The organism is Rugamonas sp. FW305-51, assembly GCF_058786935.1.
Genome location: NZ_JBYSZG010000082.1, coordinates 1 through 11,333, shown reverse-complemented (window position 1 = coordinate 11,333; position 11,333 = coordinate 1). Strand labels below are relative to the sequence as shown.

General features: G+C 57.3%; 10 protein-coding genes. 9 read left to right on the top strand and 1 reads right to left on the bottom strand.

Annotated features, from left to right (window positions below):
* The 9 genes from tssF to AC3WOS_RS27760 all read left to right on the top strand — a co-directional run.
* The coding region (tssF, locus tag AC3WOS_RS27800; RefSeq protein WP_492720464.1) for a type VI secretion system baseplate subunit TssF at window positions 1–1,110 on the top strand (1,110 nt) is incomplete at its 5' end.
* Window positions 1,068–2,138 (top strand): type VI secretion system baseplate subunit TssG, encoded by a 1,071-nt coding sequence (tssG, locus tag AC3WOS_RS27795; RefSeq protein ID WP_492720462.1) that lies wholly within the window; start codon window positions 1,068–1,070, stop codon window positions 2,136–2,138. The genes tssF and tssG, both read left to right, overlap by 43 nt.
* Window positions 2,139–2,243: 105 nt before the next feature.
* Window positions 2,244–4,421 (top strand): type VI secretion system Vgr family protein, encoded by a 2,178-nt coding sequence (locus AC3WOS_RS27790; protein WP_492720461.1) that lies wholly within the window; start codon window positions 2,244–2,246, stop codon window positions 4,419–4,421.
* An 8-nt stretch (window positions 4,422–4,429) separates the two neighbouring features.
* Window positions 4,430–5,782 (top strand): DUF2169 family type VI secretion system accessory protein, encoded by a 1,353-nt coding sequence (locus tag AC3WOS_RS27785; protein WP_492720459.1) that lies wholly within the window; start codon window positions 4,430–4,432, stop codon window positions 5,780–5,782.
* A complete protein-coding gene (locus AC3WOS_RS27780; RefSeq protein WP_492720458.1) occupies window positions 5,779–7,413 on the top strand; it encodes a DUF4150 domain-containing protein in 1,635 nt (544 codons plus the stop codon). Before AC3WOS_RS27785 ends, AC3WOS_RS27780 begins: the two co-directional genes overlap by 4 nt.
* 347 nt (window positions 7,414–7,760) lie before the next feature.
* Window positions 7,761–7,988 carry a hypothetical protein gene (locus tag AC3WOS_RS27775; RefSeq protein WP_492720456.1) on the top strand — a complete coding sequence of 76 codons (228 nt, stop codon included), beginning with the start codon at window positions 7,761–7,763 and terminating at the stop codon, window positions 7,986–7,988.
* A 689-nt stretch (window positions 7,989–8,677) separates the two neighbouring features.
* Window positions 8,678–8,920 (top strand): Imm74 family immunity protein, encoded by a 243-nt coding sequence (locus AC3WOS_RS27770; RefSeq protein WP_492720454.1) that lies wholly within the window; start codon window positions 8,678–8,680, stop codon window positions 8,918–8,920.
* Between the two features lie 80 nt (window positions 8,921–9,000).
* Window positions 9,001–9,342, top strand: coding sequence for a hypothetical protein (locus AC3WOS_RS27765; protein WP_492720453.1), 342 nt, complete (start codon window positions 9,001–9,003; stop codon window positions 9,340–9,342).
* A gap of 220 nt (window positions 9,343–9,562) precedes the next feature.
* Complete coding sequence (locus tag AC3WOS_RS27760; RefSeq protein ID WP_492720452.1) at window positions 9,563–10,147, top strand: hypothetical protein; 585 nt, start codon at window positions 9,563–9,565, stop codon at window positions 10,145–10,147.
* 282 nt (window positions 10,148–10,429) lie between these two features.
* On the opposite strand, the gene AC3WOS_RS27755 is transcribed toward AC3WOS_RS27760, so the two are convergent.
* Window positions 10,430–11,333: DUF3427 domain-containing protein (locus tag AC3WOS_RS27755; protein ID WP_492720451.1), on the bottom strand; the 904-nt coding region annotated here is incomplete at its 5' end.

Here is an 11,333-nt window from a genome sequence, read left to right as displayed (position 1 = left end):
CGCTCACACCCCGCCTACGGCCTGCTGACGGAGTATTTTGCCTTCCCCGACAAATTCAATTTCGTCGACCTGGACTGGACCGCCATTGCCCGCCCCATGCCGCCTGAATGCCGCAGCGTCACGCTCTACCTCACGCTGCGCAATGTGCACCTGGGCGGGCAGCTGGCGCGCACGCTGGGCCAGCTGTCGGCGGCCAACCTGCTGCTGCATTGCGCGCCCGTGGTCAACCTGTTCCCGCGCCACGCCGTGCCCGTGAGCGTGATGCACACGGCGCCCGATTACCCCCTGCTGGCCGATGCCAACGCGCCCCAGGACTACGAAATCTACGACGTGCTGTCGGCCAGCCTGATCGGCGATACCGCGCGCCGCGACAGTGCCGAACGGCTGCAACCGTTCTACGGGCGGCGCCACGGCCAGGCCGCGCACCTGCCGTCGCGCTATTGGCTGCTGCGCCGCGACGAAGTGACGGCCGAGCTCAGCCCCGGCCACGAAATGCGCATCGCCCTGGTCGACCAGGAGCTGACGCCGGTCGACGGCCGGCCGCAGACACTGTCCGCCGAACTGCTGTGCAGCAACCGCGACCTGCCGTCGTCCATGAAGTACGGCCAGCCGGACGGCGACCTGGCGCTGGACGGCCTGCAGGCCCACGCGCCGCTGCGGCTGCTGCGCAAGCCCGGCCCAAGCTGGCGCTTCGAAGCGGGCGACGGCGCGCACTGGCGGCTGATCTCGCACCTGTCGCTCAACTACCGCGCCCTGAGCGACGCCGGGCTGGCCGAATTCCGCGCCATGCTCACGCTGTACGACCTGCCGCGCTCGCCCGTCACGCAGCGCCAGATCGCCGGCGTGACGGGGCTCGATTACCGCTACGTGCTGACCTGGGTCAAGTGCAAGCCGCGCGCCGCCCTGATGCCGGGCGTGGAAGTGCGCGTCACGCTGGACGAGGAAGCCTTTGTCGGCGGCGGCCTGTACCTGTTCGTCCAGGTGCTGGACCACTTCTTTGCCCTGTACGGCCAGATCAACGTGTACAGCCAGTTGCTGGTGCTGTCCAAACGAACGGGAGAGGTGCTATGGACATGTCCGCCCCGCAGCGGCGACGGCCCGCTGGAATAATCCAGCAGATGCTGGACCAGCCGCACCGCTTTGACCTGGTGCAAGCCGTGCGGCTGCTGGAAGACTTGCTGGCCGAACACGGCGTGCCCCGCTCGGCCGTGCTGCGCGACTACATCCGTTTTGAAAACAGCACCGCGCTGAGCTTTCCCGCCAGCCAGATCGAAGCGCTGCAGGCCGGCGACGGCACGCCCATCGAAACGGAAGCGGCACTGCGCGCCGCGCTGGCGCAAGGCAAGCCCATGCGCATCCGCATTACGGCCGCCTTCATGGGCCTGCTGGGCGAACACGGCGCCTTGCCCAACCACTACACGGAGCGCATCGCCGCCGCCCAGCAGACCCGGCGCGACGACGGCCCGCGCGCCTTCCTCGACCTGTTCTCCAACCGCATGGTGGCCCTGTTCTGCCTGGCGTGGCGCAAGCACCGGCTGGAACTGCCGCAGACGGACGACGGCCGCGACGGCATGCTACCCCGCCTGCTGGCACTGGCCGGCAGCCGCGCCGGCAGCGGCGGCGCGGTGCCGGACGAAGTGGTGGCCTACTACGCCACCGCCTTCCGCCAGCGTCCCGTGTCGGCCGCCATGATGGAGCGCGTGCTGGCGGACTACTTCGCCATCCCCGTCAAGGTCCAGCCCAATGCGGGGAGCTGGCACACGCTGGCGCCGCAACACCGCACCCAGCTGGCCAGGCAGAACAACGTGCTGGGCGCCGGCGTCGTGCTGGGGCCGCGCATGTGGCGGCGCGACTTGCGCGTGGTCGTCCGGCTGGGGCCGCTGGACCGGGCCAGCTACCATCACTTCTGCAAGGACGGCCCCGGCGCCGCCGCGCTGCAAGCCATGCTGGCCATGTTCGACCTGCCCACGCTGGAATTCGAAATCCAGGTGGTGCTGCAGGCGGCCGCCATGCGCAGCGTGACGCTCAGCACCCGCAATCCGGGCCGCGCCGCCCGGCTGGGCATGGATGCCTTCGTCTACACCAGGCCGCCCGAAACGGACTGGGGCGCATCGCGCTACCTGCTGACGATGGCTTGAGGCGACGCAAACCGCCCGCGCAGTCTGCGCCGGCGCAAGGCCTTGCCGCATGGGGCCGCTAAGGTGTCGGTTCCGGTCATCGACTTCGCGCTGAGGATACCGAACATGAATCTGATACAGGATGCCGCAACGCTGCTTGCCGGGCTGGCCGGCGAACGGCAGGGAAAGCGCCTGCTGCAGCTGACCTTTCCCCGCGGCGACGGCCCCGCCAGCATCATGCTGGCCAACGCCCTGTGCGCCGACGAAGCCATGTCGCGCGACTTCAACTTCGAGGTGGAAGTGCTGTCGGACGACGCGCGCATACCGCTCAAGGACCTGATGGGCAAGATGGCCACCGTCTCGCTGGTGCGCAACGACGGCACGCTGCGCTACTTCAACGGTTACGTGTCCGACTTCCGCTTCGTCAAGACCGACGCCGGCTTCGCCTTCTACAACATGACGCTCAAGCCCTGGCTGGCCTTTTTGCGGCTGCGCCAGGACAGCCGCGTGTTCCAGAGCCTGAACATGATGGAACTGTGCGACCAGATCTTCGAAAACTATCTGCAGCGCGACCACCGGTTCGCCCCCGGCTGCGACATGGCCGACATGACGCTGCTGATCCAGTTCAACGAGACCGACCACAACCACCTGCACCGCCGGCTGGAACAGGCCGGGCTGCACTACTGGTACGAACACCGGGCCGACGGCCACACGCTGTGGATAGGCCACGACAGCACGCTGTGCCAGCCGGTCGACGGTGGCGGCAGCATGCGCTACCAGAACGCGGGCGGCGCGAAGGAAGACGACGGCATCCACCAGTGGAGTCCGGTGCGCCATATCTCGCCGGGCAAGATGACGGTGGGCAGCTACGACTTCAAGATGGCCCGCGCCGGGCGCGCCGAGCGGGGCTCGCTCAACCGGCAGGGCGCCGTGCAACCGTATGACGTGTACGAAAGCACGGGCGCCTACGGCTTCAAGAATGACGATAACGGCGAAGCGCTGGCCAAGCTGCGCATTGACGCCATCGACGCCAGCGGCCAGGATTTTGCGGCGACCGGCAACGATCGCGTCGCCCAGCCGGGACGCGCGTTCCGCCTGACCGACCACTTCAGCGCCGGCTACCGCTGCAATGAACTGGACGCCGACCCCGGCAAGGACGTTGGCGCGCGCGAATACCTGATCCTGTCCGTGCGCCATACGGCCAGCAACAACTACCAGGACGGGCGCCGCGCCCTGTCGAACTACAGCAACACCTTCACCTGCCTGCGCAAGAGCACGCGCTGGCGCCCGCGGCTGGGCCTGAGCAGCAGCGACACGCGCATCTACGGCGTGCAGACGGCCACCGTGGTGGGGCGCGAGGGCGAGGAAATCCACACGGACGAATACGCCCGCGTGCGCGTGCAGTTTCACTGGGACCGGGTCGGCAAGTACGACTCGGCCAGCTCGCCGCTGGTGCGGGTGATGACGGGCGCGGCCGGCGCCAACTTCGGCATGATCGCCCTGCCGCGCGTGGGGCAGGAGGTGGTGGTGATGTTCCTGGACGGGAACTGCGACCGGCCGCTGATCGTGGGCAGCGTGTACAACGCGGCCAATATGCCGCCGTGGGAGTTGCCGGCCAACAGGACGCAGAGCGGCATCCTGACACGCTCCAGTCCTGGCGGTGACGCGTCCAACGCCAACGCGCTGCGCTTCGAGGACTTGAAGGGTCACGAAGAAGTATGGCTCCACGCGGAGCGGGACCAGCGCATCGAAGTGGAGCATAACGAATCGCACAGCGTGGGCAACGACCGCAAGAAGACGGTGGGGCATGATGAAACGGTCGAGGTCAAGCACGACCGCACGGAAACCGTGGGCAACGACGAAAAGATCACCGTGCACGGCAAGCGCACGGAACGGGTCGATCATGACGAGCACATCGCGATAGGCAAGAACCGGATCGAAGAGGTCGGGCAGAACGAGTCCGTTACCGTGGTTGGCGCAAAGCTGGAAACGGTCGTCCTGACCAAGGAGGAAATGATAGGGCAGACCAAGGCGCTGGAGGTGGGCGGCGCCTACGGCATAGCGGTGGGCGAATCGATGACGACGGAGGTCGCCCAGTCGCAGTTCGAATTCGTCGGCAGCGGCAAGCAAACCCAGGTCGGCGCCGCCTACGCCATCAGCGCCGCGACCAGCTTTGAAGTCAAGGTCGGCGGTGCCAGCCTGAAGCTGACGTCGGACGGCAGCATCACCATCAGCGGTTCGCGCATCAACATCAGCGCCTCGGGAGCGGTGCGCATCAACGGCAAAGATGTCGACATCAACTGAGGCGCGCGATGGATACCGTCAACCACACGCCGTTTCCGGCGCAGGTATTCGAGGCCGTCGACCAGTACGACCAGCAGTTCCAGGTGTTCGTGTTGCGGCAGACGCTAAGCTTTGGCAGCGGCACGCTGGAATATGCGGACAGGCAGGAGCCGCTGTGCGCTGCCGAAAGCTACTTTGGCGAAGGCACGACCGGCGGCGTGCGGCAGGAATCCGATTACTGTCCGCACAAGCCGAAATGCGACGTGATCGTCAATGCCACGTCACATGCGCCCAAGGATGAAGCGGTTCCGCAGTTCCTGGCCAGGCTGCGCGTGATACGCGGGCGGGCGCCGAAGGATGCCGTGTTGATCGACAAGACCTTGAGGATAACCGGCGAGCGCCACTTCAAGGAGCGGTTCTGGCCGGTACGCCTGGTGCAATGGCTCATAAAATGGGGCACGTTCACGCTGGTCCGTCCCAGCCCCTGGAAACTCACGCGGCCCCGGCCATTCAAATCGCTGCCCGTACGAGCCAGTTACGCCTATGGGGGCGAGTGCCGCATCGACCAAGGCGACAAGTATGCGCGCTGGGTTCCCAAGGCATACCGGCTCACGCCGGAGCAGCTGGCCAGCCATCCCGATGCGGGCAGGCCGGGCAGCAAGGTTCCCGTGGCGCATACGGTATTCGAGCCGAACCCTGCCGGTATCGGCTATGCGCCGCATTGGTATCTGCGGTCGACGCTCAAAAGCAAAGTGCCGGCGCCAAGAATCGAACTTCAGGATGCACGCCTCACAGCAAAACAATTCTGGCGCGCGCAGAAGCCGATGAAGAACAGCGTCGAGATCGAACCGGCAGGCTTCGGCATCCGCAACATCCGGCACCCGGCGCGGCGCGCACTGCTAGGCAATGCAAGCAACGCCTTCGCGCACACCAAGGCACCGCTCCCGGAGGACTTTGACTTTGGCATCTGGAATGCCGCGCCGCCAGATCAGCAGGTCGACACGTTGACTGGCGGCGACCGGATCGAGCTGGTGAACCTGTGCCCCGCCGATACGCCCGGGATGCGACAGGATGGCCGGGGCAACAACTTCTTTCTGCTTACGCTGCCTGAGCATGAGTGTTTTGTCAGGCTGCAAACGGCGGACGGCATTGCCGCCACACGTGCGCTGGCGATCGACACGGTATTGATCGAACCCGAAGACTATGCGCTGACGCTGGTGTGGCGCATGACCCTGCCGAAAGAGGAGGTTGCCGATATCCAAACCTGCGAATTCCGCATGTGTTCATTCAGCGACCGGGACGGTGCGCGGCATGATCTGGCTGCACATGAGTATCGCCAGGCGCGAGAAATTGAAGCAGCAACGGGCGAGGCTGCGCCATGAGCGACAGGCTGAAGCTTTCCGATCCCAAAGGCGACGCCGAAGTCGAGCGCGTTGCAAGTGCGCTGGAGCAGCGGGAGGACAACAGCCGCATAAGGCAGCTGGAACAGAACATCGCCGCCCTGGAGCGCGAGCTGGCCAGGAAGAAGGCCGATGCGGGCGGCAGTGCGGTGCAAGGCGGCGCCAATGAAATCGGCGCCCGCAAGCATGCGAGCTTCAAAGCCATCAGCACCGCGCCGTCCATCAACAAGACCCCCATCGGCCCGACGATGGTGCCGATCCCGTATCCGGTCGTGCAGGACCTGTCTAGCAGTGTCAACACGGCGCGTACCGTCAAATTCAACGGCTGCCCGGTCTACCTGCTGGATGGCAGTACGCAGCCACACTGCACGGGTGACGAGCCTGGCACTGGCAAGGGCATCAAGTCCGGTACGGTCAGTGGCGAAGTCAAGCCAGTGAAGGGCTGCAGCACTGTTCGTGTCGAAGGCAAGCAGGTCGTGCGCGAGGGAGATGCTTGCACTATGAATGGCGGAAACAATCCTGGCGTGTATGTCACTACTTGCACGCCGAGTTCGGCGCCGCCCAAGGATGCGATCCGCACTTCCAACCCATCAACGCAAAATGGTTCCACGCCACGGAAGGAATCAAGTTTTGAATCTTGGAACCATGACGATCCATTAGGACTATTTTCTCGTCAAACAGCTGCAGAAAAATTAGCTGCAGAAATGCAGCGGAATACTCTAGGCGGGAAGAGTGCGATGACGCGAACGACGACTGCGCATCGAAACGCATCGGTTGGTCCAAGGTTGACTCCTTGGGATCCAAGCGCAGAACAGGCCCGACAACAGCGAACGATAAATAGCATGAATATTGCGCTCCTTGGACCATTTGGTGCGCCAGGTGCTGCCGCTCGAATGGCGAACACGAGCGAACAAAGAGTTGCCGATGCAAATGACGTCGGGGTAGCGGCAATGGGAGTCGCTTGGTCGGTTACTGGACTTCCATCGCGACAGCCTTTGGAGCCGATAACCACGCGCGCTCCATCAATTATCGGAAAAGCAGTGTCTAATGGTGGCACGGGCGTTAAAATCGTCGCAAAAACAACAAGCTCACCTGCCATCGATGCACCTAAACTACAAACCGCTGCCGAGCGATCGGCCGCCTTCCAAGGCACATATCCATACGAGGGAATAGATACTTTAAGAAATATTCAGTTAGAGGAGGGAAAACATATTGTTCAAATCACTTTCCGCGAAGACGGTTCACCGATCTCTGAATATTTTACGACTGAAAGTGCAATCAGACGGGCAACGCTCGCCGACGGTAGTATTGACGCTAACCGGCTAAATCAAGGTTTGCAGATTCATGCCGGTACCGATCCAGTTAGCGGTGCGCAGCGGCCCCACTTCAAGACGTTCGTTCAGTTCTATGAAACAACCGCTGTGATACCACAAGGGCAAGTTGCATTTGGGAAAACAAAAGCAAACCCGGTGTTGAATCCAGATAATTACCAAGAATTGCCGCAGTTATTTATAAACAAAGAATATCATAAATTTTTGCGACCTGTTGAGCTAAAAAAAATGGTAAATACAGAAACCCCGAAATATGTTTGGCCGAGTAAAGGAATAAAATGAGCAAGATACAAATAGCTAGTGATGCGCCGTCTGGCATGCCACTTCACTCTCATCTTGAGAAAATTGTCGATTTCCTATTGCTTAACGGGAATAAATTGGCCCATAACTACAGGTGGGGAAGTAATCGAGAAGGATATTTTTGTCACCTTACTGAGCCGATAGATTTTTCCAGACTAGAGACTACCTTTGAGTTTCCCTCGACGATAATTCTTGGTAAAACAACAAATGTAATATATTGCGAAAGGACAGGGTGCACTATCAGGACAATATGAGCGGTACTCGATTTTAAAAGGAATCTCATCTCGCCGGCGGCGATCAAAAATATCATGACGTCATAAGGAAATCAAATGCCACTCAATAAGGGAGAGCGCTTCGCGCGTGAAGATATCTTCATCGACTATCCGATGGAGGAGGTCATGTTTCGCTGGGATCATGTGTTAAAAAAGATATATGTACGTTTTTATGGAACGCAGGAAAGGGACGAGCCAGTACCTCACGATAATCGACTTTTCAATGACGCGCTGTTAGGCGGCGATGAGATTACTCGCGAGGAGTACGAAAATGGAAAGAAATGATGGTGTTGATGTCATATTCTATATAAATGTTATCTGATCGCAGGTGTTGGAACATGATTCGGCCCTTAATGGTAGCCAAATCATTGGGGGGATTTATCAATTATCCATTGATAGATTTAAAAAAACTGAGTTAAATTGATGCGCCAAATTGGCAAAGATCTTATTGATCGACTTCGAGCATTCAGGAACGCACCTCTCAAACAGAAAGACCTTCGTGTTTGGGTCAGACAAGAGCGCGCACAATTGGATCAACAGTTCGCTCCCGGCCTAGTGCTGAAGCTCTGTAGCCGCGATTTGCAGAGCATCATGTCAAGCATTGCCATACTTGTCCCAGCTTGTTCGAAGTGCGCGAAGACCGGAGAACAAAAGATATTTGGCTCGCGGATAGAGCAACTAGCATATTCGAATCGGGTAGATTTGGCACTAGAGTCCGGCGAGCTTGTACAAATCAAGCGACCTCAGTGGTTCCAACATTGCAGTACGCAGCTTGGGGCGGATGCTTACTTCGAGTGTAAGTTTTGCGGTGCCATTTGGACCTTAGTTGAGCCTGAGCGACAGGACAACGGGATGTGGCAGCGCATTGCCTAATTCCATCAAGTTTTTGGGGTAGTAGAACCCAGCTGTAATTTTCAACTGGAATTATATACCTCGTTCCCAAGAACTATTGTTCCACCGACTAAAACTGAAAAATGATTTTAGAAGTGACAAGGGGAAGTATTAGAGTTGCTTTGGCAGATAAAACAATAACCGTTCCCGGAGAAATGTTTTTTCCCGAGAGTGGGAAAATTGGTTTTGTCATTTTTCGAGACCAAATTAGAAATTGGGACTATCCCAATCACGAAATTGAACTTACACAGTGCGATGTTGATGATGTAATTAATGATATACGGGTAGATTTCGAAAAGGGAGGGCATTCTATGGAGATTGAATAGATAACGATAATATTTAACTCAAAGAATTGGCCTAAGTGGATCTGTCTTGAGCATTTCGGTGCATTTTGGAACCGTCGAAGATGGAAATTAAAATGATGAAAATTGGCAAGCTCGAGCTGAAACGAAAAGCTAGTAAATTGCGAGACTTGCTATATCAGTATGCGACAAATGACGCTGAAGCGAAGAGTTTACTTACTGGTTTGTCGCAATTTATAAATGATGCTTTGGCAGAAAAAATCGACTATCCTCTTCAATGGACGGATATGCCGGGAGCCTACTTATTCAATGAGGGAAAGCTAAGGCAATATTCTGATCTTGAATCAGCCTATGCCGATTTTAAGATAGAAATAACTGGTGGGGAAAGCTCAATGTTGCGGGAGCTACGTGAAGAGGAAAAACATAAGATGCCGGTGAGGAAATAGATATTATATCTATATCACGGTTTGTTTTTGTTTCATGGGCGCGCCCAATCTTAGAAGAAAAATATATAATTCTATGGAATAAGATAGAAATTATCCTATGCGCAGGAAAATATATTATAGTGGTGTTTGAAGTGGTGTCTATTGCAACACAATTTAAGGCCGCTGCGGAACAATTGGGCGATAACCCTGAGTCGATGTAAGTTTTCAGAGAGATGGTAAATTGAAAAATTTCATTTGGCTTACTTGCTTATGCGTTCCTCATCTTATTCTGGCTGCTGACCTGGTGCATGTTTGTAATGTTGGTCACGAGCAGATGGCGCGGATTGAAATATTGCGAGACAAAAAGGTTGCGGATTCCTACATTTATTACACCCATTTTGCCGGAGAAATTCGCCCATTCTTTGGAGATGTCGAGCACTCCAGGGGATCGGATGTCAGGATCGAATGTGCTGGCAAAGCGCCTCGGGCCTTAGTTACCTCTGGTGAATTTACTGCGAATGCTGCACAGGGCTTTGTGCTTACTTACAATACGGATTTTGGAATGGTTGAGCGATTGGATTTCGCGGAGAAAGAACGGCCGAAGTTGCTATATCTTGGTCGGCAAGAGACGTTGGTTGTTATCCCGACCTTTGGGCATGGTGAAACCAACAAGAAATATACAGTTTATAGCAAGAAATCAGGTAGCAATGAACATGTAGTTATCGAAGGAGTGAACGACTTGCCTTGGCCCGGCGGAAGCGAAGTTATCAGGTTTGGAAAGCCCCGAAAAGCTCGGAAGATGCAAATTCATTCTAATGGACGCTGACTTCCGGCTTTGCTTGCCGGTTAGGGCCAACGCTGCCAGTTAAGCTAAACATTGCATCTTCGGATAATTTGCCGAAAGAGTATTATATGTCACCGGAATTATCGTAGTAGGCGACAGCACCAACCAAGGCGGGAAAGGTCATTAGTGGGCTTGTGACGTCCCCGTCGCTGTGCAAGGCTGCACCGCACAGCGCCGATGTAAGGTCGTTGGCAGTGTCAATGCGACGGTTGAGTGATGTGTTGCAACCACCGATTGAATCCGCAATTGATTCCTATTGCGTTCTTATTCAAGCCTGAAGACAACGCTTACGGGGTTGCTACCCTGATGGCTTTGATAGTGCACAGGGCCGTGATACACAAACGGCGCCCCCTTTCCACTTTTGAGCTTGGATTCTCGGACAAACAAATGAATAGAGGTGCCGTTCTTGGCATGCTCAAGTATATCCTTCCCCTTCTTGTTCTCGGGCGACGTAGAGTTTTGACTCTGCCAATGAAACGTCTTTTCATCTATCCAATGATCCAGATACCGATGATCCGCCGCTTTGCCTTGCTTGTTGATCGTCACCAGTAGCACGATGGCGTTTTTATCGGCAACCGTGACATGTCCGGCATTCCATTTTCCGACGTTGTAGGTCTCGTCAAATAGCTCCGCAATTTCTTCACGCATGAAGGACTGACCAATTGCCAGGTCCAGCGGATCAATCACGGCCCGGAGGCGCGCCAAGGTATGCATGTCCTCCGTCGCAGACATGTCCTGATAGTCTGGATTGCTTGCGTGAAGCAGATAGCCACCATCGGGCGCCTTCACCACTGTGCGCAACAAATATTGGAAGCCGTCGCCAGATTCGTCTTGGCGTTCAATGGCCATCACGGTGCCGGTGATAGAGCCAGCGTTGGTTGGCGTAATGTGCTCCAGCAGCAAATAATCGCCGTCGTGGATTGGATGCTTGCCACCGTCCATGGAATTGCCAGAGGCGCGCGCGATGAAGTGCCTGTGCGCATCCAGGTTGCCATAGTTGCTGCCCAAGACTCGATATTCTTCCGCATCCGCTGTGCCCGTCTTGAAATGGCCGCAAGCGATTTTGAGATTTGGGAAATAGGGCAGTTCGGTGCCCTTCTTGGCCGTCTTTTCACGACTGAACGGCACGACATTGTCCGGCAAATTATCGCTCGTGCTGCGAATCTCG